Here is a 25532-nt window from a genome sequence, read left to right as displayed (position 1 = left end):
GTTGACGGCGGGGCCCGTGCGGTCCGCGGAATGGCCGTCCGGTTGGCCGACAGGTCGGGAAAGCATTATCTGAGGCCTGAGACTGAATTTCATCGTCGAGTGACGCGTGCTGAGCGGCCCTGCAATCCTGCGTATTTCCATCTTACTGATCGTGGCCGGTATCCTGGCGGCACTGGTGCAGTTCATGTTGCCGCATCCGGCCCCCGCGCCGGATCCCGCTCCGGTGGCCGAGGCCCCGGCCGCGCGCGTCCCGCCCGAGCCGGTCCCACCCTCCCGGGCTCCGGATCCGACGCCCATGCCCGCCGCCCCGCCGGCTGCGCCAGCCGCGGCCCCGCCGTCCCCGGCACAGCAGATGCCCCCGGCACAGCAGATGCCGGCCGACGCCCTCGCGTTCCCGGCCGAGCCCGTCCCGACTCAGCCCGGCCTGCAGCAGGGCGAGGCCGAGATCGACCGCGCCGAGGACGATGCCGGCCCCCGGGCCCTCGCGATCCTCGACCTGAACACCGCTTCGGTGGCCGACCTCAACAAGCTCCGGGGCGGCGGCGCGATCGGCCGGGCGATCACCGCCAAGCGCCCCTACGCGTCCGTGGACCAGCTCCTGTCGAAGCGCGTCCTGAGCCGGGCGGTCTACGAGAAGATCAAGGATCAGGTGACGGTGCGGTGATCGCCTTGGGGCCGGCCACCAGCGAACACCCTGGTGGCACCCGCCGCGATGTGCAAATAAATACACATCGCGGCGGAACCTTCCATGCCCAGGGTCGAGACGGATCGCAGGACCATCGTGGATCGGTTGATCGCTGCGGGCTGGGTCCGCGAAGGCGGAACCAAGCATGAGAAATTCTCTCACCCGAGCCGGCCAGGCATCAAGATCATGGTGCCGCGACACAGGGTACTGACGCCGGGCGTCGCCCGCAGCATCGCCAGCGCCGCAGGCTGGATCTGAGGAGGACGCGCATGTCCCGCTACACCGTGCTGATCGATGGCGAGGCCGGCGCCTACGGGGTCGCGTTTCCCGATTGCCCCGGTTGCACCGCCATGGGGGCGACCATCGATGAGGCGATGGTCAACGCGACGGCGGCCCTCAGCGAGTGGATGAGCGATCGGATCGCCGCCGGTTTGGCGCCGCCGGCACCGCGGGCGCCGGAGGTTCTGAGGGCCGACCCGAGCGTGGCCGAGGCCCTGACTGAGGCCACGCTCGGCGTGGTTCCGCTGCTGCTCGATTCCGGCCGGCCCGTGCGCGTCAACGTCTCGCTGGATGCCGCGGTGCTGGCACAGATCGATACCGCCGCCCGGGCGCGGGGCCTCACCCGCTCGGCCTTCCTGGTCTCCGCTGCGCGGGACAAGATCCGGGCCGAGGGCTGAGCCGCTCCGCGCTCAGAGCTTCGTCCCGAAGATCTCGGCGACCTGCGGGATGTCCTTGTCGCCGCGGCCCGACATGTTGAGCACCATCAGGTGGTCGGTCGGGCGCTGGGGGGCGATGTCCAGCACCTTGGAGAGGGCGTGGGCCGGCTCCAGGGCCGGGATGATGCCTTCCAGCATCGAGCAGAGCTTGAACGCCTCCAGGGTCTCCGCATCGGTGGCCGAGAGGTATTTCACGCGGCCCATCTCGTGCAGCCAGGCGTGCTCGGGGCCGATGCCCGGATAGTCGAGGCCCGCCGAGATCGAGTGCGCGTCGGAGATCTGGCCGTCCGCGTCCATCAACAGGTAGGTGCGGTTGCCGTGCAGCACGCCGGGCTTGCCCCCGGTGAGCGAGGCGGCGTGCAGCCCGGACCCGACCCCGTGGCCGGCGGCCTCGACCCCGAAAATCTCGACCTCGCGGTCGTCGAGGAACGGGTGGAACAGCCCCATGGCGTTGGAGCCGCCGCCGATGCAGGCGATCAGCGAATCCGGCAGGCGGCCTTCCTGCGCGATCATCTGCTCCCGGGTCTCGCGGCCGATCACCGACTGGAAGTCGCGGACCATGGCGGGATACGGGTGCGGGCCGGCCACCGTGCCGATGCAGTAGAACGTGTCGGCGACGTTGGTGACCCAGTCGCGCAGGGCCTCGTTCATCGCGTCCTTGAGGGTCTTGGTGCCGGATTCCACCGGGATCACCTCGGCGCCGAGCATCTTCATGCGGAAGACGTTGGGCGCCTGCCGGGCGACGTCGACCGCGCCCATGTAGACCACGCATTTCAGCCCGAACCGCGCGCAGAGCGTCGCGGTGGCGACGCCGTGCTGGCCGGCGCCGGTCTCGGCGATGATCCGCGGCTTGCCCATGCGGCGGGCCAGCAGGATCTGGCCCAGGACGTTGTTCACCTTGTGGGAGCCGGTATGGTTCAGCTCCTCGCGCTTGAAATAGACCTTGGCCCCATGCCCGGCCGGCGCCGTGGCGCGCACGTGCTCGGTCAGGCGCTCGGCATAGTAGAGCGGGCTCGGCCGGCCGATATAGTGGGTGCCGTAGCTCGCCATGTCGGCCGCGAAGGCGGGATCGACCTTCGCCGCCTCGTAGGCCGCCTCCAGTTCGAGGATCAGCGGCATCAGCGTCTCGGCGACGAACCGGCCGCCGAAGATGCCGAAGCGGCCGCGCTCGTCGGGGCCGGTGCGGAAGGAGTTCGGTTCGGGGGCGATGGTCACGGGGCGGGTCCTTCGACGGGGCGGTTCTTCCGGACGCGGAGAGCGATCTGTTGCCGGGTGCCTAGACCCATGCGGGCGCCGCCGCAATGCGGCCTGCCGCCCACACGCCCGCCTCACAGGATGGCGTCGATGCCCTTCCGCTCGGCGAGGGCGAGCAGCTTCAGCGACGGCCCGCCGGGCTTCTTCTCGCCCCGCTCCCATTTGCTCACCAGGGCAGTGGTCACGTTGAGCGCCCTGGCGAAGATCGCCTGGCTCATCTGCGCGGTCTCGCGGATGGCCCGGATCGCCTCCGGCGCGAGGTCCTCGACCGGCGTCAGGCACGACACGTCGAACCGGCGCATCGTGGCCTTGTCGATGGCCCCGGCGGCATGGAGGTCCCGGGCCACCAGGTGCGCCGACCGGAGCGCGTCACTGCCGTAGGTCGTCTTCGGCTCGGTCGTCTTCGGTTCGGTCGTCTTCGGTTCGGTCATCGTCGATTCGTCTCCAGCCGTGCGCGGCGGCGGATCACGGTCAGCGTAACCCGTTCGATCCGGGCAGCGAAAGGTCTGGCACAGCAAGCCGCGCATCTTGCCGGAGGACAGCATGGCTCTTCGCATCACGCTTCGCCCGCTCCTCGGGGCGGCCCTCGGGCTCGGCCTGGCCGGGGCGCTGCTCCTGCCCCGGCTTCCGGCCTTCGCCGAGGAGGCGCCGCGCCGCCTGCCGGAGGCCGCGACCGCTGCGCACGAGCCGCCCGGCGCGCAGGTGGCGGTGTTCGCGGGCGGCTGCTTCTGGGGCGTGCAGGGCGTGTTCCAGCACGTGCGCGGGGTGCGGGGGGCGGTCTCGGGCTATGCCGGCGGCGCGTCCGCCGACGCCGACTACAAGTCCGTCAGCCGCGGCGGCACCGACCACGCCGAGGCGGTGGCGGTGACCTACGACCCGGCCGTGATCCGCTACGACGAGCTCCTGCGGATCTTCTTCTCGGTGGCGCTCGACCCGACGCAGGTTGACCGGCAGGGGCCCGATGCCGGACGGCAGTACCGCTCGGCGCTGTTCCCGCAGGATGCCGAGCAGGCGCGGGTGGCGCGGGCCTACATCGCCCAGCTCGGCGCGGCGCACGCCTACGCGAAGCCCGTCGCCACCCGGATCGAGCCCGGCGCGGCCTTCTACCCGGCGGAAGCCTACCACCAGGACTTCATGGCCCTGCACCCCGGCCACCCCTACATCGCCGCCAACGACGCGCCGAAGCTCGACGCGCTGAAGCAGCTGTTCCCGGAGCGGACGGCGGCGCAGCCGGCGCTGGTGAACCGGCCGCCGGCTTGAGGGCGGCATCCGTGCGGGCGCCGTGACCGCAGGCCCGCATCCGCGGCCATCCTCCGCAGTGGTCGGCGCCGAGCGCGAAACCGCTTCTACCCGAGGCACCAGTCCAACCCCGCCACCGCAACCGCCCAACCTTAAAAAACGCCCGCGCGGCGCTCGCGCAAAGCTGCTCGAACCCGGGGCCGGTTGACACCACCCCCGCCATCGCCAACACCTCGCGCCCGCCGCTTCCGGAGCGGCGAACCCGGGAAGACCTGTGACACGATGGCGGTGACGCGCACCTACCTCGACTTCGAGAAGCCGGTTGCCGAGCTGGAGGCCAAGCTCGAGGAATTGCGCGCGGTCGGCGAGCGCGACGGCGCGGTCTCGATCTCCGAAGAGGTCGGCCGGCTGGAGGCCAAGGCCGGCCAGGCCCTGGCCGAGATCTACGTGAGCCTCACGCCCTGGCAGAAGACCCAGGTCGCCCGCCATCCGCAGCGCCCGCATTTCGTGGATTACTGCGCCGGGCTGATCAGCGAGTTCACGCCGCTCGCCGGCGACCGCACCTTCGGCGAGGACGAGGCGATCCTGGGCGGCTTCGGCCGGTTCCGCGGGCGCCCGGTCTTGGTGCTCGGCCAGGAGAAGGGCGCCACCACGGAGGCGCGGCTGCGCCACAATTTCGGGATGGCCCGGCCCGAGGGCTACCGCAAGGCGGTGCGCCTGATGGAGACCGCCGACCGGTTCGGCCTGCCGGTAATCGCCTTCGTCGACACCGCCGGCGCCTATCCGGGGATCGAGGCGGAGGAGCGCGGCCAGGCCGAGGCGATCGCCCGCTCCACCGAGGCGTGCCTGGCGCTCGGCGTGCCGAACGTCGCCGTGGTGATCGGGGAGGGCGGCTCGGGCGGCGCCATCGCGCTCGCCACCGCCAACCGGGTGCTGATGCTGGAGCACGCGATCTACGGCGTGATCTCCCCCGAGGGCGCCGCCTCGATCCTGTGGCGCGACCAGGGCCGCGCCCACGAGGCCGCCACCGCCATGAAGATCACCGCGCAGGACCTGCTGCGGCTCGGCGTCATCGACGGCATCATCCCGGAGGCGACCGGCGGCGCCCACCGCGACCGCGAGGCGGCGATCCGCGGCGCGGGCGACGCCGTCTCGGACGCGCTCGCCCAGTTCGACGGCCTGACCCCGGTGGAGATCCGCGACCGCCGGGCGGAGAAATTCCTCGCTATCGGCCGGACCCTGTGAGTCCAACCGGCGCGACGGGCGGCCTTCTGGGCGCCCTCGGGCGGCTCCTGGGGCGGCGCGACGCGCGCGAGCCGGGCGGGCACAACCACGTCTCGCTCGGCTGCAATTGCCAGATGGCGCACGTGCTCAAGACCCTGGACCTGCGCCACTGGTCGGGCCCGCTGGACTGGATCTTCTCCATGCCCGGCATGGTCCGGGATTGCCTGGACGACGATTTCACCGCGCTCACCGACCGGGCCCAGCTCGAGAGCATCCCGGAGGCGGAGCGGCGCGGGCCCGACATCTGGCGCGGCCGGCACCGGCTGTACCGGGAGCGGCACGGGCTCGAATGCGTGTTCAACCACCACGACCCGGCATCGAACGGGGCGGATTACGCCTTCCTGACCGAGGGCGTGCGCCGCCTGCGCCAAGCCCTCGACACGCCCGGCACCCAGAACCGGCTGTGGATGATGACCCACCTCCACACGCCCCGGGAGACGGTCGAGGCGATCGACGACCTGCTGGGCGCGCGCGCCAGCCGCAACCACCTGACCTTCCTGCAGCTCCAGCCGGACCATCCGGGCGTCGCGGTCGTCGAGGCCACCGACCTCCGGCCGACCTTGCGCTGGCTGACGGTCCAGACCCGCTCGACCCCGGTCGGCCTGCGGCTGGCCGACCCGGCCGAGGACGCGCAGCTCGTGGAGATCATCCGCACCGAGGCGGCCCGGCCGCCGGAGGTGTTCGGCTGAGGGGGCGCCGCGCAACGGAGCCCTCGAAGGAGCCCTCCTGCCGGCCCCGCGTTCCCTGGTGCCCTCCATCGAGGCCCGCTGGCGCGGCCCCCCCAGGATGAGGTGGGGGGCGGGATTCCGCTTGCCACACAGGCCTTTCCCCGGCCTGCAGGCCCACCGCCTCACCCGTCCTGAAACAACCGCGCGTCGACGAAATCCACGAAGGCGCGCAGCCGCGCCGACATGTGCCGGCCGGACGGCCACAGGATCGAGAACTGGCCGGGATCGGTGAGGTAGGGGTCGAGGATCCGGGTCAGGGCCCCCTCGCGCAGGGCCGAATCCGCCAGGAAATCCGGCATGCAGCCGATGCCCAGGCCGCCGATCGCGGCGGCGCGCAGGGCCTCCATGTTGTTGCAGGTGAGGGCGGTGCGCAGGCCCGCGGGCGGCGGCTCGGCGAGGGTCCAGTCCTGCAGCTTGCCGGAGGTGGGGAAGCGGAAGCGCAGGGCCGCGTGCCCCGCGAGGTCGGCCGGGCGCAGGGGCGTGCCGGCCCGGTCGAGATAGGCCGGCGCGGCGCAGAGAACGAACCGGAACAGGCCGAGGCGCCGGGCCATCAGGCTCGAATCGATCAGGGTGCCGCTGCGGATCGCGGCATCCATGCCGGCTTCCACCAGGTCCACCTGGCGGTCGTTGAAATCGAGGTCCAGCTCGATCTCGGGGTAGAGTGCCTGGAACTCGGGCAGCACCGGCAGGAGGAAGCGGTAGCCGACGATCGGCAGGCTGATCCGCAGGATGCCGCGGGGCGCCCGCCGGCTCTGGGTGACCAGCGCCTCGGCCTCGCGCAGGTCGTCGAGGATCGCCCGGCACCGCGCCTGGAGCAGGACGCCCTCCTCGGTGAGCGACACCCGCCGGGTCGTGCGGTGGAACAGGCGCACGCCGAGCCCGGCTTCGAGCCGCGCCACGGCCTTGCCCACCGCCGAGGCCGACAGGCGCAGGTCGCGCCCCGCCGCGACGAAGCTCAGCCGCTCCGCGCTCCGCACGAAGGCCGCGATGTCGCCGAGGTTGTCCATGCCGGCGCATTAGAGCGCGCCCGTCCGGAATGAAAGGACCGGAGACCGGATTAACGGCGCGCAGGCTCCACGCGACGGTGCGGTGCCCTCCCGGCGGCGACCGGCCGAAGGACGCGCGAACGCCCAGCCGAGGAAGCCGAGCCATGACCGAAACCCCGAACCCCGCCCCGACCGGTGATCCGCTGGTGCTCGGTTCGGTCTGCCTGGCCGCCCTGATCCTGCCGCTCAGCTTCTCGGCGGGCGCGGTGGCGACGCCCGCCATCGGGCGCGCGCTCGGCGGCAGCCCCGAGGCGCTGACCTGGATCACCAACGGCTTCATGCTGACCTTCGGCAGCCTGCTGATGGCGGCCGGGACCCTGGCCGACCGCTACGGCCGCCGGCTGGTCTTCACCCTCGGCGTCGCGATCGTCACCGGCTTCTCGCTGGCGCTGGGCCTGGCGTCCTCGGTCTGGCTGATCGACCTGCTCCGGGCCGGGCAGGGCGTCGGCGCCGCGGCGGCGCTGGCGGGCGGTACCGCGGCGCTCGCCCAGGACTTCGAGGGCCACGCCCGCACCCGGGCCTTCAGCCTGCTCGGGACCACGTTCGGCGTCGGGCTGGCCTTCGGGCCGGTCGTCACCGGATTCCTGATCGCCGGCGCCGGCTGGCGCTCGATCTTCCTGGTCGGCGCACTGGTCGGCGCGGCCGCGCTCGTGCTCGGGCCGCCGCGGATGCGCGAGACCCGCGACCCCGCGGCCCGGAGCCTCGACTGGCCCGGGACCGTGAGCTTCACCGCGATGCTGACCGCCCTCACGGTGGCGGTGATCGAGGCGCCGGGCCTCGGCTGGGGCAGCCCGGTGCCGTGCTTGCTGCTCGCCGCCGCCACGCTCCTCCTGATGGCCTTCGTGGCGATCGAATCCCGGGCCGCCCGGCCGATGCTCGATCTCGGCCTGTTCCGCTACCGGCGCTTCGTCGGCGTGCAGATGCTGCCGGTGGCGACCTGCGCGTGCTTCGTGGTGCTGCTGGTGATCCTGCCCCTGCGCTTCATCGGCCTCGAGGGCCGGAGCGAGCGGGAGGCCGGGCTCCTGATGCTGGCCCTGTCGGCGCCGATGCTGGTCGTCCCGATGGCCGCCGCCGCGCTGGCCCGGCGGGTCCCGCCCGGCCCGCTCTCGGGCCTCGGGCTGCTGGCGGCCGCGTCCGGACTCGTGTGGCTGGGCTTCACCGAGATCGGCAACCGCGCGGTGCTGGCGCCGATGCTGCTCATCGGCCTCGGCAGCGGACTGCCCTGGGGGCTGATGGACGGTCTGTCGGTGGCCGTCGTGCCCCGGGCGCGGGCCGGAATGGCGGCGGGCATTTTCGGCACGGTCCGGGTCGCCGGCGAGGGCGTGGCGCTCGCGCTGGTCAGCGCCACGCTGGCCGGCCTGGCCGCTGTCGCGCTCCGCCGGGCCCCGGGGCAGGCCGACGGCGCCCTGCTGGCCCAGGCCGGCCAGCGCCTGGCCGTGGGGGACCCGGACGCCGCCCGGGCGCTGCTGCCGGGGCTCGACGGCGCCGCCCTGATCCAGGCCTACCAGGCGGCCTTCGCCACCCTGTCCTGGACGCTGGCCGCCGTCACGGTGGTCTGCGCCGTCGCGGTGTTCGGGTTACTGGCGGAGCGGACGGACAACGTGGCCGATGCCGGCGTCGGTCTCTGACGGCGCCCACTACCCCCCGCGCATCCGCGCGGCCACAAGGCCCCGCCCCTCGCCGGCGCCGCCATGGCGGCACTGGGCCTCGCCTGCCTGCCGTGGCTGCGCCGGGACGGGCGGGTGCGTACGACCGCGGCGGCGAGCCGCGGTTCAGTTTTCAGAACAATGGTTTAGCGCCAACCGTGAAGGTCCCGGATTCAAAAGCCCCGGGACCGTTTGCGGGTGCAGGACGCAGCCCTGCCGCCGGGCCGGAGACGGGCCCGCGTTCCCTCATCCACCGGAGAGTCCGGTGCAGTGTTGCGCCCCGGTCCTTGCGGTAACGAAGGCGCAAGCTTAACGAGCCTATTGGGTTGGGGAGTGGCGCCCGATGTCGGCTCGCAAAAGGCCGCCGGGCGCAGACTGAAGACGACGAGGTTCCCCATGACGGCGCGTCTCGCGACTGCGCGACTGCTGGCGGCGGCGTCCCTGCTGGCCCTCGCGCTGGCCGGCTGCCAGGACGGCTCCGGGATCAACGGCCCGAGCGCGCGCAGCATCGCGCCGATCGCCCCCCAGACGGTCGCCCTGATGCAGACCAAGGGCATGCAGCAGACCGACCCGATCCTGATCCGCGCCTACAAGAAGGAAGCGGAGATGGAGGTGTGGAAGCGCGGCGGCGACGGTCGCTACGCGCTCCTGAAGACCTACCCGATCTGCCGCTGGTCCGGCCAGCTCGGGCCGAAGGTCCGCGAGGGCGACCGGCAGGCCCCGGAGGGGTTCTACACGATCACCCCGGGCCTCATGAACCCGAACTCGTCGTACTACCTCTCGTTCGACACCGGCTTCCCCAACGCGGTCGACCGGGCCAACGGGCGCACCGGCAAGTACCTGATGGTCCACGGCACCTGCTCGTCGGCGGGCTGCTTCGCCATGACGGACGCGACCATCGCGGAGATCTACGCGGTGGCCCGGGAGGCGTTCATCGGCGGCCAGCGCAGCTTCCAGTTCCAGTCCTACCCGTTCCGGATGACGGCCCAGAACATGGCCAAGTTCCGCAACGACCCGAACATGCCGTTCTGGCAGAACCTCAAGGAGGGCTCGGATTACTTCGAGGCCCTGCGCGAGGAGCCGAAGGTCGGCCAGTGCGGGACCAAATACGTGTTCGGCGGCTCGGACGCGGCGGCCGGCGCGTGCAAGCCGCGACTCGACCCGGTGGTGGCCGAGAAGCGCGAGCACGACGAGCGAGAGGTGGCCGAGCTGGTCGCCAAGGGCACGCCGGCCGTGCGCGTGGTCTACCAGGACGGCGGCCAGAACCCGGTGTTCCGGCCGCAGAACAACAGCAGCGCCTTCGCGAGCCTCGGCGGCACCGAGACGGTGCTGCCCTACGACGCCAAGGAGTTCGGCCGGCACAATCTCGGCGACGTCAGCCGCCCCGAGACCCTGGCGGCCGGGCCGCAGGAGATCGAGATCGGCCCGAAGGTGCAGCCGACGATGATGGCCGGGGCCGAGCCGGCGAAGGCCGCCACCAAGGCCGCGACGAAGGCCGGCCGGGGGCAGAATCCCGTCGCCACGACGCTGATGGCCAACCGCACCGATCCGGACCTGCGGGTCGAGACCACCGCGTCGGTCGGCGAGAAGCCCGCCCGGATCACCGTGGCCGACGCGGACGGCGATCCGAGCAGCTACCAGAAGCTGATGGGCTCGCTGTTCAGCAAGGAGAAGCCGGCCGCCCCCGCAACCCCGGCGGTGGATGCGGCGGTGGTGCCGGAGCCGGTCAAGCTGGCCCATGACGCGGACAAGCTGGCCCCGAAGGCGACGGCCAAGCCACATGCGGTGAAGACCGCGAAGGTCGAGGGCAAGGTCGAGGGCAAGGTTGACGCGAAGGCCGCGGCCTCCCCGAAGCTCGTCCTGCGCAAGGGCGAGCCGGAGGTGAAGGCCAAGCCGTAGCGGTCAGATCAGCGGCCGGTCGCGGTTCATCAGCCACAGGGCGTGGACCGTGCCGGGCAGCCAGAAGATCAGCCACAGCAGGATGTTCAGCAGGAACTGCAGGCCGAAGCCCGTGGTGACGAGCACCGCCACCGGCGGGATGAAGATCGCGAGCAGGATTCGGACGAGGCTGGACACGGGAACTCCGAGTTGAAAGGTCCCGGCTCAAACGAAGCGCGACCGTGTCCGTTCCCGGAGGGAAGGACGTCACATCCGAGTTCCCATCGGGCGCTTCCGCCATCCGCCCCTTTGTGCAGGGGCTGACGCGTCCCCTCCGGAACCCGTTTCCCGCTCCTGATATTTTGATACGTGTTACGTACAACGTAGCATGCGGCGATGATCCGGAGTTTTGCGGACAAGGAGACGGAGACGCTCCACCTCCGCGACGTCTGTCACCGGCAGTGGCGTGCCTTCAAAGCCGTCGCCGTCCGCAAGCTCGACATGATCGACGCCGCGGCCGCGTTGAGCGACCTGCGTTCCCCGCCCGGCAACCAGCTCGAGAAGCTGAGCGGCAACCGCAACGGACAGTGGAGCATCCGCATCGACGACCCGGGGCGCATCCGCTTCACGTGGGGCGACGCCGGACCCGAGTCCGTCGAGATCGTGGATTACCATCGAGGATAGTACCCATGCCCCGCCTGCGCACGCATCCCGGTGAGGTTCTCCGCGAGGAGTTCATGGCGCCGCTCGGACTGAGCGCCAACCGCTTGGCCGCCGAGATCGATGTCCCGCCCAACAGGCTCAGCGAGATCCTCCGCGAACGCCGCGGCGTGACCGCCGATACAGCGCTTCGCTTGAGCATCCGGTTCGGGACGACCCCCCAGTTCTGGCTCAACCTTCAGACCGCGCACGACCTCTCGCACGCGGAGGCCGAAAGCGACCTTTCGAAGGTACGGCCCTACGAACCGGCCTGAGCGCCTCTTTCACGCCGGGCGCGATGGCACGTCAGGGAGGCGCCGGCTGGAGGTGGCCGAGGCGGCGGCGTTCGACCTCCGACACGTCGGGGACGTGATCCACGACGAGCTTCCGCCACCCGCCCTGCCATTCCGGAGCCGTTAAACGAGGCGCGAAAACCAGAACCGCCGTGGTTGCCGACTGTGAACCGCAGCGTTCCGCGCTCTCCGTGCGCGTCGGCGGATCTGGGTTCCGGGCTCGCCTGCGGCGCCCCGGGATCCATAGTCGCGACTGTCGCGGACTTGAGCAGTCGCGTTCCAACCCGTCCGTAAAACGCGGTGGTTATGGATTCCGGGATCCGCTACGCGGCCCCGGAATGACGGTGTTAAAACCCAAAGACCTCAGTTCTTCGCCGGCGGCGTGGTCGCGCCGGGCACGGCCGCCGCCTGCTTCTCCGGGTTCTTCACCTGGCTGTAGGCGACGTTGGCAAAGGTGCCGATCACCGCGGGCCAGCTCGGGTTGGCGTATTGCGGGTCGTCGCGGCCGACCTTGCAGAAGGCCGTGGTGAGGGCGTTGACCACGTCCTCATCCGTGGCTCCCGCGTCGGCCGCCTTGATCTGCGGCACCACCCGGACCAGCGTCGGCACGAAGTCCTGCTGCTTGAGGCCGGTGAGCGTCGCCGCCACCCCGACCTTGTCGAAGGCGGCCTTGAGCGCGTCCTGCTCGATCTCGGCGCACGGGGCGGTGCCGGCCAGCATGGTCTTGGTGGCGGCCCGGGCCTCGGAGGCCTTGTCGCCGGTCACCGGCGGCGCCTTGTTGCCCCAGGAATTGCGGATGTAGTCGGTGACGTTCCTGACCTCGACATCGGTCATCTGCTGGCCGATCGCCACCATCGGGGCGTAGCCGCTCTGGGCGGCGAGCCCGCCGTAGATCACCCGCAGCACCGTCTCGGGGCCATCCGACATCACCGAGGTGTTGCCGGCGAGCGCCGGCACCGCGCCCTCGATGCCCTTGCCGTTGGGCTGGTGGCAGGAGGAGCAGTAGGTCAGGTAGGTGGACGCGCCCGGCGCGTCGGCGGTGTCGAAGGCGGTGAGGTCCTTCGGCTTGTAGGTCTGCTTGGCCGGGACCGTGCGGAGGTAGGCGACCATCGCCTTCAGGTCCTCCTCCTTCACCTTGGAGAGGGATTCCATGATGGTCTGGCGCATCGGGCCGGCGGCGACGCCGGGGCGGTCCCCCGGGGCGGTGCCGGTCTTGAGGTAGGTCACCACCTGCTCGTCGGTCCAGGCGCCGATGCCCTGGTGGCCGTCCGGGGTGATGTTGGGGGCGTACCAGCCGTCGATGACGCCGCCGCCGAAGCGGCCGGCGAAGCTCGAATTGCCCACGAGCTTGTTCTCGTTGTGGCACATCGCGCAGTGGCCCAGCCCCTCGACCAAGTAGGCGCCGCGGTTCACCTCGGCGCTGGCGCTCGGGTCGGGCTTGAAGCGCTCCTCCGTGAAGAACGCGGTCCGCCACGTCACCAGCGCGGTGCGGACGCTGAACGGGAACGGGATCTGGTTGTCCTTGCGCTTCTCGTTCACCGGCGGCAGCGATTGCAGGTAGGCCCAGATCGCCTTGGTGTCCTCGTCGGTGACCTTGGTGTACCAACCGAACGGGAAGGCCGGGTACAGGTAGCCGACATGCTTGCTGTAGCCCTGCCGGAACGACTTCTCGAAGTCGGCGTAAGCGTAGTCGCCGAGCCCGGTCTCCTTGTCGGGGGTCAGGTTGGGGGTCATGATCACCCCGAACGGCATGTTGAGCGCGTAGTTGCCGGCCAGGAACTTGCCGCCCGGGGCGGTGTGGCAGGCGGCGCAATCGCCCATGGTGACGAGGTACTTGCCGCGCTCGACCGGATCGGACGCGTCCTGCGCCAGGGCCGGCGCGGCGAACAGCAGGCCCGCCAGGAGGGGGGCCGCGCCACGGGCCGACGAGAGGGCGTTCCTGCGCTGCATGGCGACCTCTCCCGAGCCGTCTTTATAGGTTTTCTAGGGTGCTGCGCGTGAACGCAGCGCTTTGTGGCGTTGTTCCTGGCTGCGGCCGGGTGCGGCGATGCGCCGTGGCGCCCTGACGGAACCGAAAACCAAGATCGGCGAGGTGGGCCAGGAGGCCCGCCAGCATCCAGCCGGCGACCACCGGCCAGCCGGATCCGGTGAGGGCGGCCCGGAGCGCCAGCATCAGTGCCGCACCGGAGCCCAGGTTGACGAGCAGCGCCGCCGGGGCCATCCCGCGGCGCCGCGCGAACCAGGCGAGCAGCAGCGCCTCGGCGGCGACCAGCGCCAGGATCGCGTCGACGATCCGGCCCGAGGCGAACAGCGCCTCCATCAGGCGAGCCCCCGGAACGGCGCGTTGAGGCGCACGATCCGCAGGTTCAGGCAGGCGGCGACGCTGACCCAGGCGAGATACGGCAGGTTCATCAGCCCGGCCATCGCCGAGACCCGGCCGGTGACCAGCACCAGCACGGCGATCGACAGCCACAGGGCCGCAACCTCGGCGAGCGCCCAGTCGGGCCGGCGGAACCGGAAGAACAGCACACTCCAGGCGATGTTGAGCACGCCGTTGACCGCGTAGGCGGCGACCAGCAGCACCCGGGCGGTGGGATCGGGATCGCCGTTCCAGGCCGTCACCGCCGCGATGGTGGTGAGCAGGAAGATCACGGTCCAGACCGGCCCGAAGGCCCAGTCCGGCGGCTTCCAGGCGGGGAACCGGAGATGCCGGTACCAGCCATCCGTCTTGGTCGCGACCCCGCCGGCGACCGCGACCAGGATCGCCAGCACGGCCGCCACCGCGGGCGGGTCCCAGCTCGGATCGAGCCCCAGAAAAGTCACGGGGAGACCCAGCGGAACAGGTGGGCGAGGTCCTTGAAGAAGATCCGGGCGTGGGCGGCGGGCTTGGCCCGGACCAGCTCCTTGTTCATGTAGCTGTCCCAGGTGAGCTGCTGGACGTCCTTGTCCCGGCAGATCGAGACGAACCGCTCGCGCAGGCCGTCGCTGCGGTACCAGACCCACTGCATCATCCCGAGGATCCAGAACACGCGGCCATGCAGCTTCATGAACCGCTTCCGTGCGCTCGCGAGCGCCCGGACGTCGCCGGTGGCCAGGAAGGCCTTGGCCGCCTCGGCCGAGAGCTGGCCACCCAGCATCGCGTAGTAGATGCCCTCGCCGGAGGCCGGGGCGACGACGCCCGCGGCATCGCCCGCCAGAAGCACGTCGCGGCCGTTGTCCCAGCGCTTGAGCGGCTTCAGCGGCAGGGGCGCGCCCTCCCGGCGGATGGTCTCGGCGCCGTCGAGGCCGGTGGCGGCGCGCAGGGCCCGGATCGAGGAGCGCAGGGAGAAGCCTTTCTTCGCGCTGCCGGTGCCGATGCTGGCGGTCTCGCCGTGCGGAAAGATCCAGCTGTAGAAGTCCGGCGAGTGCCGGCCCTGGTAATAGACGTCGCAGCGGGCGGCATCGACGGCGCCGCCCCCCGGCGCGTCGGGGGCCGGCACCCGGACGATCTCGTGATAGGCGAAGACCTGCTTCATCCTGTCGTGGCCCGGCACCTCGGCCCGGCCGACCGGCGAACAGGCCCCGTCGGCGCCGATGACCAGCCGCGCCCGGACCGCGTGACGGGCCTGGGCCTCGCCCTTGCCGGTGGTGAAATGCACCAGCGGCGGCCCGTCATCCGGCCGGCTCATCGTCTCGTAGGCCGCCTCGCGCAGGTCGGCGCCGGCCTCCTCGGCGCGGGCACGCAGCCACGGGTCGAAATGCTGGCGGTCGACCATGCCGACGAAGCCCTCGCCCACCGGCATGTCCACGGCCTTGCCGCTCGGCGCCACCATCCGGGCGGAGCGGATCTTGGCCACCAGCAGCGCGTCGGGGATTGCGAAGTCGCGGATCAGCCGGGGCGGGATCGCGCCGCCGCAGGGCTTGATCCGCCCGGGCTTGTCCAGCAGCAGCACCGCGTGCCCGGCCCGGGCCAGCTCGGTGGCCGCCGTCGCCCCCGCGGGGCCCCCGCCGACCACGACGACGTCGTACGGGGCGTCATCATTCAACCGAGCCATCGCGTCACCTCGCGCCGAGGATGGGATTGAGCGGGATCGCGCCCCGGCCCGGGGCCCGGACGGGCTCGAGCCGCAGGGCCAGCACCACCGCGACGAGGAACAGCACCCCCTCGGCGGCGAAGACGGCGGCGTAGGCCTGGACCGGCTCGGCCGTGAAGAGCCGCACCAGATCCACCGCGGCCGCGCCCAGGAATCCGCCGGCCCCGAACGCGATGCCCTGGGCCGCGCCCCAGACGCCCATGCGGGTGCCGCGCTCCCGTGCGTCGCCGCGGCCGGCGAGCGCCATCATCGACCCGATGGCGGCGACCGCGTAGGCGCCGTTGGCGACCCCCAACGCGAACACCACCGGGCGCAGGGGCAGGACGTCGCCGCCGGCGGCGAGCGCGAACAGGGCGGCGGCCGAGCCGGCGCAGCCGAGCGCGATCCAGAGCCGCAGGGAGGCCAGCGCGGTGCCGCGCGCCGCCAGCGTGACGCCGGCCACCAGCAGCATCCCGGCAAGCACGCCGCCGTGCTGGAGCCCGGCGAGCTTGGTGGTGGCCCCCGGGCTCATGGCGAAGACCAGCCCGGCATAGGGCTCCAGGATCAGCTCCTGGGCGCTGTAGGCCAGCATCGAGACGAACACGAAGATCGTGAAGGTCCGCGCCACCGGATCGGCAAGCACCTGGACCAGCACCGTGAAGAACGGTTTTTTGGCCGCCGCGGGCTCGGGCGCCCGGGCGGGCAGGCGTCGCTCGACCCCGATCAGCGCCAGCACCGCGACGCAGAACGCGATCGCCGAGACCGTGCCCGACACGGCGACCAGCCGCAGGCCGGAGAACGGATCCAAAAAGTGCCCGGCGAGCGGCGCCGTCAAGGCGAAGCCCAGGATCATCATCACCCACACGATGGTGGCCGCCGCCCCGCGCCGGGCCGGCGCGACGCCCCCCGAGAGCAGGACGAGCAAGGAGGTCCCGGCGGCCCCGGCCCCGATCCCGACGCACAGGAACGACAGGGCGGCCAGCGCGAGGCCGAGCACGAGGTCGGTGGCGGCGAGCGCCGTGCCGCAGGCCGCCCCGAACCCGCCAAGGCAGAGCGCGGCCATGCCGCCGACGATCCATGGGGTCCGGGTCCCGCTCCGGTCGGAGCCGTAGCCCCAGCGCGGGCGCAGAACCTGCGCGGCGTAGTGCAGGGCGACCAGAAAGCCCGGCACCAGGGCGGGGAGCGCCAGCTCCACCACCATCACCCGGTTCAGCGTCGCGGTCATCAGCACGACGACGCTGCCCAGGGCGGTCTGGACCAAGCCGAGGCGGACGATCTGGGGCCAGCCCAGGGTCGTCTCACCCGCGCTCGAACCGGATTCCCGCATCACGCCCCTCCCACCAGAGGCCGCAGCGCGAAGGCGGCGACCAGCATGCCGAGCACGTAGAGGGTCGTGCCGGTGCCGTTGTACCAGGCCGCCCGCTCGCGCGGGCTCTTCAGGAACCGGACCATCAGGGCGAGCTGCCCGGCGAGCAACGCCGCCACCAGGGCGGCGTGGGCCTCGCGCTCCCAGGCGACCAGCAGCCCGATCACCACCACCTGCGGCACCGCCATGACCAGGCAGGCGAAGCGGGCGGCCCGGTCCGAGCCCATCTGCACCGGCAGGGACCTCAGCCCCATGCGCCGGTCGCCCTCCACGGACTTGAAGTCGTTGAGCGTCATGATCCCGTGGGCGCCGATGGAATACAGCAGGGCGACCAGCAGCACCCGCCGGTCGGGCAGGGCGGCGGCCATCACGGCGGCCCCGGTGAACCAGGGCAGGCCCTCGTAGCAGAGCCCCACCGCGGCATTCCCCCACCACCCGTTTTTTTTGAGACGCAGGGGCGGCGCGGAATAAATCCAGGCCAGGACCAGGCCGAACAGGGCGGCCCCGAGGATCCAGGGCCCCAAAGCCGCCGCGACCAGCAGCGACAGCAGGGTCCAGCCCAATGCCAGGTAGAGGCCCCAGCGGCCCGGGATGCGCCCGGACGGGATCGGCCGGTTCGGCTCGTTGATCGCATCGACGTGCCGGTCGAACCAGTCGTTCGTCGCCTGGCTCGTCGCGCAGACCAGCGGCCCGGCGAGCACGATTCCCGCGGCAATCACCGGCCACTGCCCGTGGGCCGGCTGCCCGGACGAGATCACCCCGCAGGCGAACGCCCACATCGGCGCGAACCAGGTGAGGGGCTTGAGTAGCTCGACGACTGCGCTCGGTGCGGGCGTGGCGGCCATGGACGCAGGCTACCGGGGCCGCCGGGCGTGTCAAGCTGGATTTACACTTGACGAAAACGTGTCGCGCCGGCTTGGCGAACGAGGTCCGCCGAAGTTTACGAATACAAAATCCATTATCAGTCTATCCCGAACACGAAGGCGCGATCAGCGACCGCTCGACTGTGCGCGGGAACGGGTCGATCCGGGCCGATGCGGGCCAGCCTTCGTGAACTCCGCGAAGTCTGACGGTGCCAATTCTTCGTGAATCCCGCACGCTCACGAGGCGCCAGACGCGGCAGCGCGCAGTCTGGCGGCCCGTGAACCGGCCGGGGCCCCGCATCCGGCATCGACCGCAGCGGATGGACCGACCGCGCCCTGAACGAAAAACAGCCCCGGGCTTGCGCCACGAGGCTGGAAGGTTGCCCCTCACTTTATTGCAGCGTGGCTGAAGCACAGGGCGCCACCTGAAGACACCCGCGCCGACGGATCGAGGGGAATGGACGTCGGCGCGGGCGGTGCCGGCTCGTCGCCGACAACTCGATTTTGCACAATCGATCCCGGAATGCACGGCGGAAAACCACGCAGACACAGAGATAATTCTCAGTCGTCGATCAAATTTTCGTCAGGCTTCGCCCTGCGATACTGCAACGAATTGAATACAAGATCACATATTCCGGCATGGCCTCGGAAGAGCGCTGCGAATGCTACCTGTGATCTGCAGCAATCCCACGATTCTCGCCCCATGATTCATACGAGCCCGCCATGTCCTTGCCGGCCCGGGATGCCGGAGCCGATCATCGAACCTGGCGCGCTTCCCCGGGGGCTCGAAAAAACGTGTCGTGCGAATGACTTACATCGATGCACGGGGGCATCCGTGCGGGCTAACGCGTCCCCACATCGCCTTCGAGCGAGGCTCGTCCGGCTCTCCTCCCCCCTGGCAACCGACGGACTATGCCCTCCGGACGATTCATCCCCTGAGGATCGATACCTCAGGCCTCAAGACCCGCGCCGTCATTCCGGGGCGCCGGAGGCGAGCCCGGAACTCAGAACCGCCGTCGGTGCAAGAGCTTGCCACGTCGGCGTCCCTGGATCCCGGGCTCCGCTGCGCGTCCCCGGGATGACGGGGCGCGGCTGCATCGGTCCAGCCGCCGCTCGAAGATGAAAAGCGGTCCGCCGCGCAGGAAGCGCAGGCGTAACAGCCCGGATCGCAGGCACCGCTACGAGACCGTGCCGGGCACGCGGGTCGACCGGGAGTTGAGCCGGCCCAGGCTTTCCGCCAGCCCGGACGCGGCGTCGGACACGGCACCCGCCACGGCGGCGAAGCCGCGTGCCCGCAGCGCCTCCGTGAGGTCGGCCAGGGCGGCTTCGAGCTGGCGGGTCAGGACATGCTCGCCGAGGCTCGACAGCGCCCGGCTGGCGACGTCGGCGAGCCGGGCCGCGGTGGCCGGATCGACATGGCGCAGCAGGATCGCCACGCTGGTGAGGGCTTCGGCAAGCGTCTGGGACTGCATCGATTCCGAGGCCACCAGGATCACGGCCTCCAGGGCGTCGGTGGCCGCGATCGGGGCGGCATCGCCATACACGATGCCGGATCGCGCATCCTCGCCCGTTGCGGTCGCGCCGTCGCCCCAGTGCGCGATGATGTCCCGCAGGGCCTGGATGACCGAGAGCCCCGGGCTGGGATTCGACTTCGACGTGGACACCGAGGTCCACGCAATGGTGGCGAGCTGGTGCAGACCGTAGGTGGCATCGTTCCGGAGGTCGCGCCCGTCATCGTAGGACAGCGCCTTCAGCGCCTCCCCGACGACGGCCTCGCGCGCCGCCGCTTCGAGCGGCGCGCCGGGCCGGCCGCGCAGCCGGAACAGCGGATCGTGCAGGGCCCGATAGGTCCCGACCGCGATCTCGAACTCGATCTCCACGGCCCCGCCTGCATGCCGGTCCAGGGCCGCCTGGATCCGTTCGAGGTCGAGATCGACGACGTAGCCGCACTCGCGGGAGCGGATCACGGCGACGACCGGCCAATCGCCCCGGGCGGTCCTGCGCGTCGCGGCGAGCCGGCGCAGATCGGTCGCCCTGGCCTCCAGCACGCGGCCGTGGATGAACTGGATGATCTGGGCGGGCCGCATCTGGTCGATCGTGTTGTAGATCATCACGATGATCAGGCAGAGCGCCGAAGTGGTCAGCACCAGGGCCAGGGATGTGCCGAACACCGGCCGGTGAAAGCCTGTATTGGTCACGAGGGTCATCAGGACGAAGACCGACAGGCCGACGAAATACCCGAAGTAGAACTGGTTGGTGCGCCGGGCCATGAACTGGTCGGTCACCTGGGCGGTGAGCGCGGCCGCGCCCTGCTGCACGGCGATGAGCAGAAGGGAGAAGGTGATCGACGTCACCGTGATGATGCTCGACGCCACGGTGGTCAGCAGGCTGCCCAGGGCGGCACTGTCGCCCAGCAGGTCGCCGAGCCACCGGAACCCCGCCGGCGCCTGCCCGGCGGACCACGACCGGTCGGCGAGATAGATCAGGGCGTTCAATCCCACGAAGCCGAGCACGGTGGCGAGCGGCAGGGCGAGGAATTGTCGGAACGACCGCTTCACGGCGTTGAGGAACCGGTTCGGCAGCGACGTGATGGTGGCCATGCTCGACGTTCGCTGTCGCGCGGCGTGCGCTCGGGATGCGTATGGCACGGATGCGGGGGACCGTCCGCCCTCGGGGTGATGCGGATCGGACGGCTCGCGGCCGTTCACGCACCGGCTGTCGGAGAAGGCGACAACCCCTATCCCGTGCCGGGTTGCAGATTTACGGAACGTGGTCCGGATCGTTCATGGCGGCCGGAGACGGCGCATCGCAACCGACAGGCGCTCTCCCTCCCCCAATGCGGCCTCCGGGCTGGAGAGCTTGGAATTCCGATCTCTGCTCGGGGCGGAAGGCCCGGTCTTCATCGGATGTCGGCTTGACCGGTACAGCCACGCACCGTCATCCCGGGGCCGCGCAGCGGAGCCCGGGATCCAGAGACGCAGACGTGCCAACCTCTTGCATCGACAGCGTTTCTGGGCTTCGGGCTCGCCTGCGGCGCCCCGGATTGACGGCGCGGGCTATCACAGATGGGGGATCAAACCCTGGGAGATGGATCTTCCGACCTGTCTAACCCACGGCGCAGAGGGGGAGGGAGACGCGCCCGCGTCCGGTCATCGCCCTCATCCCGTGTGAAGCGCCACCCCTATCCGGCGGAGTAAACCGTTGTCTTGTCTGTGCTTTCAGCCAAGCCCGCTGGACGCAGCCGTCAGCCGCGCCTTCCCCAGGTCAAAAGAATCACGCGTCCTCGGCCGGCGAGTCGAGGTCGCCGACGCCGTAGCGACGCATCTTGGCGTAGAGGCCCTGGCGGCTGAGGCCGAGCATCTCGGCCGCGGAGGCGCGGTTGTCCCGGGTGATCCGCAGGGCCGCCTCGATGCACAGCTTCTCGATCAGGTCGGTGGTCTCGCGGACCAGGGTCTTCATCGAGACCCGGCCGACCAGCTCGGCCATCTGCTCCACCGAGCGCGGCACGTCGCGGCTGCCGGCGAGCCGCCCCTCCGGGATCCGACGCGGGGCGGAGCGGATCGCGAAGCCGAGGCACGGGCGGGACCCGGGCACCGAGACGGCGGCGACCTCGACATCCTCGACGCCGCCATAGGTGCCACGGATCACGGTGGCGAAGCGGCGCACGGAGCCGTGGTCCACCAGGCTGGCGAACAGGGCCTGCGCCTCGGTATCCTCGCGGCCGAGCCACTGGTCGAGGGTGCGGCCCCGGGCCTGGCTCTCGGTGGCAAGCTGCGCCAGCTCCAGGAAGGCGGCGTTGGCCATCAGGACCCGGCGGGCCGAATCGGTGACCACGAAGCCCTCGGGCATCGCCTCGATCACCGCGCGGGTCGGCGCCTCTTGGTCGGAGCCGACCTCGGCGGCGGCCGAATCGGCCACGATCCGCATCAGCGCGCTCGGGCCCCCCTCGCCGCGGAACAGCGACACCGAGACCGTGACCTCGCCGCGCCCGTGCGGCAGCGCGGCGCGCAACTCGCCGGCCTGCCCGGTCGCCCGCAGGGCGGCGAACTGCGCCTCCAGGGAGCGGGCGCTGCCCGCCTCGAACAGGTCGACCGCGTCCTGGCCGGCCAGCCGCTTGGCCGGGCGGCCGAGCAGGCGCGCGGCGGCGGGGTTCGCCTCGATCACCCGGCGGGTGCCGGCATCGAGCACCAGCACCGGCTCGCCGGAGATCTGGAACAGCAGCCGGTACCGGGTCTCGGCGGCGCGCAGGCGGTCGTAGTCGCGCTCCAGGGCCTGCTGGGCGTCGGTCAGCCGGCGCTGGAGCGCGGCCACCGCCCGCATGTCCCGGCCGAGGATCAGGATCGGGCCGCCCTCCACCGAACGCAGGGAGGCGTAGCGGATCGGCAGGTCGACGCCGCTGGGGGAGGGGTGGTTGATCTGCCGCCAGCGGGTGATGCCGCCGGTCTGGGCGTCGCGCAGCAGCGCGTCGACCTTCGGCCGGCTCTCGATCGTCACGGTGTCGATCCAGCGCCGCCCGAGCCAGCCGGGGATGTTTTCGGCGTCGAGGTCGGCCGCCGCCGTGGCATCCCGAATCACCCCGTCGGCATCCACCACCAGGGACAGGTCGGCCGATGCCGCGACGAGACGTCCGACCGCCTCTCCGTCGAGGTGGCCGGCCACCTGGAGCAGCGCCTGGGGCGGCGGCTGCGGGGTGGGGTGAGGCTGGGGCGTCACGATCACCATTACGTGAGAGTTGAAAATTTTGCCCCTTTCAGCAGGCCATGGCCCGTCTGTCCAGCAAGGCTTCTGCGGTTGCCGGCGCCAAGCAGCCGTCCGGAGCGCACGCATCCGCCCCGACGATACCCGCCTCGCCGCCGTAGCGCGCGAAATACGGGCCGCCGACGATGACCCGGACCTCCGGATTGCAGGAGGCCTTCCGGACATCCGTCACGGTGCCGGACAGCGCCGGCAGGAACACGTCGCAGGACAGGGACAGGCCGACCACGTCGAACCACTCCGCGCGCAGCAGGGTCAGGGGATCGACCCCGGGGCCGGGGACCGCCGTGGTCACGTCCCAGCCGGCCTCGCGGAAGAAGCTCGCGACGATCGACAGGCCGAAATGGTGGGTCTCGCCCGGGCAGGGCAGCAGCAGCACGCTGCGGCCGTTGGCCGGCACGGTCTCGTCCTCGAGCTGGGCGCAGAGGCGCCGGCTCACCGCCTGCAGCCGGCCGAGCCCCTCGGTCACGGCCAGGAAATCGCAGGCGTCCTCCTCCCAGAGTTCCCCGAGATGGCGCGCCGCCGGGGCGAGCAGGTCGAGCAGCAGGCGCGGCAGCGGCAGCCCGCCCTCGCGCAGAGACGCGACCTGGCCGTCCAGGTCGATCGGCCCGGGGGCCAGCAGCAGGGCGCTGAAGGCCGCGATCTCCTGCGGGCTGGGCGCCCGGTCGCTCTGGGCCCGGCGCCCGACCGGCCGGTGGGCCATCATCAGGCGGGGCAGGATCTCCGCCTCGACCAAGCGGGCCAGCGCGTCCGGCACCGCCTTGTCGTCGGAGGAGGGGCGCGGGATGGCTTGGTGGCGCACCCGCGGCCCGTCGCCGTAGGCCGACAGGCCATCGCCGATCGCGCCGCAACCGCCAGCGATCGGACCCGGATCCAGACGCTCGCCGAAATGCCTCCAGTCTCCCATAGGCATCCCTCCCAGAAGCGGCCCCGGCCCAGGTGGGCCGGCGGTTCCGCAAGCGCGTCGAGTGCGGCGTTGCCCGCCGATCTTCTCAAGTCGTCGTCGTCGCAGATCCTCGAATCGAACCAGCCAAGCCACGGAAGGCATCGACCAGCGTTCGGAACGATACCTGAGCCGTCGATCTTGGCAATGACTTGGAACAAAGAAAATATATCAAACTCGATGTCACCCGAACGAAGCGTCAAGCGCACTTGACACTTTTGGTGCCTGGGCCCTAGCCTCTGCCAACGACGACACCCGACGGGCGTCGCCGAGCACAGGGGAGCGGATGCATGGGTCCCGGGGACCGGCCATCACGACCGCTCTACACGTCCGCCCAGCGGCAGAGGCGCGACGCCTCGCCCTGGACGCTGGTGCAAGGACTGCTCGCCCCGCTACAATTCCTGATTTTCCTGGTGAGTCTGGCCCTGGTGCTGCGGGCGCTCGCGACTGGGCAAGGCCTGCTCGCCGCTCAGATCTCGGTCGTGGCCAAGACTGTGGCGCTCTACGCAATCATGGTGACGGGCTCGATCTGGGAAAAGGTCGTGTTCGACCGCTGGTTGTTCGCGCCGGCCTTCTTCTGGGAGGATGTGGTCAGCATGCTGGTGCTGGCGCTCCACACTGCCTACCTCGCCGCGTTGGTCACTGGCGCGCTGGCTGAGCGGGCCCTGCTGATCCTCGCTCTGGCGGCCTACGCCACCTACGTGATCAACGCCGGTCAGTTTCTGCTCAAGCTCCGGGCCGCCCGCCTGGAGGGCACCGGCGCCGGCGGGCCGCATCTGGCGGAGGCGCTGTCGTGAACGCGCCCGTCCAGCCCCCCGTCACTGCAACGTCGGCCGCCTGCGGCGGCATCGACCTCCATCAGGAGCACGGCCAGCGCGCGGTGTTCTGCGGGCTCACCGGCATCGTCTGGCTGCACCGGAAGATCCAGGATGCGTTCTTTCTGGTCGTCGGCTCGCGCACCTGTGCCCACCTGATCCAGTCGGCCGCCGGGGTGATGATCTTCGCAGAGCCGCGCTTTGCTACCGCGATCATCGACGAGCGCGACCTCGCCGGCATCGCCGACGCCAACGAGGAGCTCGACCGGGTCGTCACCCGGCTGATCGAGCGCCGTCCGGACATCAAGCTGCTGTTCCTGGTGGGCTCCTGCCCGTCCGAGGTGATCAAGCTCGACCTGTCCCGGGCGGCCCAGCGCCTGTCGGGACGCCTCGCACCGGTGCGGGTGCTGAACTATTCCGGCTCCGGCATCGAGACGACCTTCACGCAGGGAGAGGATGCGTGCCTCGCCGCCCTCGTGCCGGAGCTGCCCCGGTCATCCTCCGAAGCGGAGCCCTCGCTCCTGATCGTTGGCGCGCTGGCCGACGTGGTCGAGGACCAGTTCGTCCGGATGTTCTCTGCGATGGGGATCACGGACGTCCGGTTCCTCCCGGCCCGCCGCGCGGGGGCCATGCCGGCGGTCGGGCGGAACACCCGCTACCTGCTGGCCCAGCCGTTCCTGGCCGACACCGCCCGGGCCCTCGACGAGCGCGGCGCGCACCGCCTAGCCGCTCCGTTCCCGCTCGGCGCCGAGGGCACCACCGGCTGGCTGCAGGCGGCCGCCGAGGCGTTCGGCGTCACCGACGAATCCTTCGCGGCTGCGACCGCGGCCGGTCGCGCCAGGGCTCAGACCGCGCTTGCCGCCCACCGTGAGAGCCTCACCGGCAGGCGGGTGTTCTTCTTCCCCGATTCCCAGCTCGAAGTGCCGCTCGCGCGCTTCCTCGCCCGCGAACTCGGTGCGGAACTCGTCGAGGTCGGGACCCCATACCTGCACCGGGCGCATCTGGCGGCCGAGATCGAGATGCTGCCGGCGGGAACCCGCGTGACCGAGGGCCAGAGCCTCGACGACCAGATGGACCGCTGCCGGGCGACGCGTCCGGACCTCACGGTCTGCGGCCTTGGTCTCGCCAACCCGCTGGAGGCCGAGGGGCTGTCGACCAAGTGGTCGATCGAGCTGCTGTTCACGCCCGTGCAGGGCTACGAGCAGGCCGGCGACCTCGCCGAATTGTTCGCGCGTCCGCTCCGGCGTCGCGCGCTGCTGGAGGTGTAGGG

General features: G+C 71.2%; 25 protein-coding genes. 12 read left to right on the top strand and 13 right to left on the bottom strand.

Going from position 1 to position 25532, the window contains the following annotated elements:
* The first annotated feature begins 106 nt into the window (after nucleotides 1–106).
* The 3 genes from ACYQPG_RS21265 (at nucleotide 107) to ACYQPG_RS21255 (ending at nucleotide 1362) form a co-directional block, all read left to right on the top strand.
* On the top strand, nucleotides 107–664 hold the full coding sequence (locus ACYQPG_RS21265) for a helix-hairpin-helix domain-containing protein (protein ID WP_461231696.1): 558 nt from the start codon (nucleotides 107–109) through the stop codon (nucleotides 662–664).
* Nucleotides 665–748: 84 nt separating this feature from the next.
* Complete coding sequence (locus tag ACYQPG_RS21260; protein ID WP_147938482.1) at nucleotides 749–943, top strand: type II toxin-antitoxin system HicA family toxin; 195 nt, start codon at nucleotides 749–751, stop codon at nucleotides 941–943.
* Between the two features lie 11 nt (nucleotides 944–954).
* Nucleotides 955–1362, top strand: a complete 408-nt coding sequence (locus ACYQPG_RS21255; protein WP_147938481.1) for a type II toxin-antitoxin system HicB family antitoxin — start codon at nucleotides 955–957, stop codon at nucleotides 1360–1362.
* A 12-nt stretch (nucleotides 1363–1374) separates the two neighbouring features.
* Here ACYQPG_RS21255 and trpB read toward each other — a convergent pair whose 3' ends face one another.
* Nucleotides 1375–2616: a tryptophan synthase subunit beta gene (gene trpB, locus ACYQPG_RS21250; RefSeq protein WP_147910643.1), complete on the bottom strand. Its 1242-nt coding sequence runs from the start codon at nucleotides 2614–2616 to the stop codon at nucleotides 1375–1377.
* A 113-nt stretch (nucleotides 2617–2729) separates the two neighbouring features.
* Nucleotides 2730–3086 (bottom strand): helix-turn-helix domain-containing protein, encoded by a 357-nt coding sequence (locus ACYQPG_RS21245; protein WP_419830156.1) that lies wholly within the window; start codon nucleotides 3084–3086, stop codon nucleotides 2730–2732.
* 112 nt (nucleotides 3087–3198) lie between these two features.
* Between ACYQPG_RS21245 and msrA the strand changes: the two genes are divergently transcribed.
* From msrA to ACYQPG_RS21230, 3 genes are all read left to right on the top strand, one after another.
* Nucleotides 3199–3915 (top strand): peptide-methionine (S)-S-oxide reductase MsrA, encoded by a 717-nt coding sequence (msrA, locus tag ACYQPG_RS21240; protein WP_419830155.1) that lies wholly within the window; start codon nucleotides 3199–3201, stop codon nucleotides 3913–3915.
* Between the two features lie 261 nt (nucleotides 3916–4176).
* Entirely contained in the window at nucleotides 4177–5139 is a 963-nt protein-coding gene (locus ACYQPG_RS21235) for an acetyl-CoA carboxylase carboxyltransferase subunit alpha (RefSeq protein ID WP_461231695.1), read from the top strand.
* The gene (locus ACYQPG_RS21230) at nucleotides 5136–5867 is read left to right on the top strand and encodes a DUF1796 family putative cysteine peptidase (protein ID WP_147910647.1); all 732 of its coding nucleotides are present in this window, start codon (nucleotides 5136–5138) and stop codon (nucleotides 5865–5867) included. Before ACYQPG_RS21235 ends, ACYQPG_RS21230 begins: the two co-directional genes overlap by 4 nt.
* Nucleotides 5868–6028: 161 nt before the next feature.
* Here the strand turns inward: ACYQPG_RS21230 and ACYQPG_RS21225 are convergent, their stop codons facing one another.
* The gene (locus tag ACYQPG_RS21225) at nucleotides 6029–6913 is read right to left on the bottom strand and encodes a LysR family transcriptional regulator (protein ID WP_419830153.1); all 885 of its coding nucleotides are present in this window, start codon (nucleotides 6911–6913) and stop codon (nucleotides 6029–6031) included.
* Nucleotides 6914–7056: 143 nt separating this feature from the next.
* On the opposite strand from ACYQPG_RS21225, the gene ACYQPG_RS21220 reads away from it, so the two are divergent.
* Both ACYQPG_RS21220 and ACYQPG_RS21215 read left to right on the top strand, forming a co-directional pair.
* Nucleotides 7057–8580, top strand: coding sequence for an MFS transporter (locus ACYQPG_RS21220; RefSeq protein ID WP_419830152.1), 1524 nt, complete (start codon nucleotides 7057–7059; stop codon nucleotides 8578–8580).
* 414 nt (nucleotides 8581–8994) lie between these two features.
* Nucleotides 8995–10497, top strand: a complete 1503-nt coding sequence (locus ACYQPG_RS21215) for a L,D-transpeptidase family protein (RefSeq protein WP_461231694.1) — start codon at nucleotides 8995–8997, stop codon at nucleotides 10495–10497.
* 3 nt (nucleotides 10498–10500) lie between these two features.
* Here ACYQPG_RS21215 and ACYQPG_RS21210 read toward each other — a convergent pair whose 3' ends face one another.
* Nucleotides 10501–10674 (bottom strand): YqaE/Pmp3 family membrane protein, encoded by a 174-nt coding sequence (locus ACYQPG_RS21210; RefSeq protein WP_147909127.1) that lies wholly within the window; start codon nucleotides 10672–10674, stop codon nucleotides 10501–10503.
* Nucleotides 10675–10872: 198 nt separating this feature from the next.
* Here ACYQPG_RS21210 and ACYQPG_RS21205 point away from each other — a divergent pair, with 198 nt between their 5' ends.
* A complete protein-coding gene (locus ACYQPG_RS21205; RefSeq protein WP_461231693.1) occupies nucleotides 10873–11160 on the top strand; it encodes a type II toxin-antitoxin system RelE/ParE family toxin in 288 nt (95 codons plus the stop codon).
* A gap of 5 nt (nucleotides 11161–11165) precedes the next feature.
* Nucleotides 11166–11450, top strand: coding sequence for a HigA family addiction module antitoxin (locus ACYQPG_RS21200; RefSeq protein ID WP_419830150.1), 285 nt, complete (start codon nucleotides 11166–11168; stop codon nucleotides 11448–11450).
* 381 nt (nucleotides 11451–11831) lie between these two features.
* Here the strand turns inward: ACYQPG_RS21200 and ACYQPG_RS21195 are convergent, their stop codons facing one another.
* The 9 genes from ACYQPG_RS21195 to ACYQPG_RS21155 form a co-directional block, all read right to left on the bottom strand.
* On the bottom strand, nucleotides 11832–13418 hold the full coding sequence (locus ACYQPG_RS21195; RefSeq protein ID WP_461231692.1) for a cytochrome c: 1587 nt from the start codon (nucleotides 13416–13418) through the stop codon (nucleotides 11832–11834).
* 22 nt (nucleotides 13419–13440) lie between these two features.
* Entirely contained in the window at nucleotides 13441–13788 is a 348-nt protein-coding gene (locus tag ACYQPG_RS21190) for a hypothetical protein (protein ID WP_461231691.1), read from the bottom strand.
* Nucleotides 13788–14291 (bottom strand): TspO/MBR family protein, encoded by a 504-nt coding sequence (locus ACYQPG_RS21185; protein ID WP_461231690.1) that lies wholly within the window; start codon nucleotides 14289–14291, stop codon nucleotides 13788–13790. The genes ACYQPG_RS21190 and ACYQPG_RS21185 overlap by 1 nt, the downstream gene beginning before the upstream one ends.
* Complete coding sequence (locus ACYQPG_RS21180) at nucleotides 14288–15502, bottom strand: geranylgeranyl diphosphate reductase (RefSeq protein ID WP_461231689.1); 1215 nt, start codon at nucleotides 15500–15502, stop codon at nucleotides 14288–14290. The genes ACYQPG_RS21185 and ACYQPG_RS21180 overlap by 4 nt, the downstream gene beginning before the upstream one ends.
* Nucleotides 15503–15506: 4 nt before the next feature.
* A complete protein-coding gene (locus ACYQPG_RS21175; RefSeq protein ID WP_419830148.1) occupies nucleotides 15507–16847 on the bottom strand; it encodes a BCD family MFS transporter in 1341 nt (446 codons plus the stop codon).
* Nucleotides 16847–17731, bottom strand: a complete 885-nt coding sequence (gene chlG, locus ACYQPG_RS21170) for a chlorophyll synthase ChlG (RefSeq protein ID WP_147909134.1) — start codon at nucleotides 17729–17731, stop codon at nucleotides 16847–16849. The genes ACYQPG_RS21175 and chlG overlap by 1 nt, the downstream gene beginning before the upstream one ends.
* Nucleotides 17732–18927: 1196 nt before the next feature.
* Nucleotides 18928–20349 carry a DUF2254 family protein gene (locus ACYQPG_RS21165; protein ID WP_419830147.1) on the bottom strand — a complete coding sequence of 474 codons (1422 nt, stop codon included), beginning with the start codon at nucleotides 20347–20349 and terminating at the stop codon, nucleotides 18928–18930.
* Nucleotides 20350–21022: 673 nt separating this feature from the next.
* On the bottom strand, nucleotides 21023–22471 hold the full coding sequence (ppsR, locus tag ACYQPG_RS21160; RefSeq protein ID WP_147909136.1) for a transcriptional regulator PpsR: 1449 nt from the start codon (nucleotides 22469–22471) through the stop codon (nucleotides 21023–21025).
* A 28-nt stretch (nucleotides 22472–22499) separates the two neighbouring features.
* Complete coding sequence (locus ACYQPG_RS21155) at nucleotides 22500–23411, bottom strand: cobalamin B12-binding domain-containing protein (protein ID WP_419830146.1); 912 nt, start codon at nucleotides 23409–23411, stop codon at nucleotides 22500–22502.
* Nucleotides 23412–23737: 326 nt separating this feature from the next.
* Between ACYQPG_RS21155 and bchF the strand changes: the two genes are divergently transcribed.
* Nucleotides 23738–24244 carry a 2-vinyl bacteriochlorophyllide hydratase gene (gene bchF, locus ACYQPG_RS21150; protein WP_461231688.1) on the top strand — a complete coding sequence of 169 codons (507 nt, stop codon included), beginning with the start codon at nucleotides 23738–23740 and terminating at the stop codon, nucleotides 24242–24244.
* 50 nt (nucleotides 24245–24294) lie between these two features.
* On the top strand, nucleotides 24295–25530 hold the full coding sequence (locus ACYQPG_RS21145) for a ferredoxin:protochlorophyllide reductase (ATP-dependent) subunit N (protein WP_461232496.1): 1236 nt from the start codon (nucleotides 24295–24297) through the stop codon (nucleotides 25528–25530).
* Nucleotides 25531–25532: the final 2 nt, after the last annotated feature.

It is taken from the genome of Methylobacterium sp. CM6246 (genome assembly GCF_054818005.1).
Note: the sequence above shows the minus strand (reverse complement) of the source record. Positions and strands in the feature narration are given on the sequence as shown.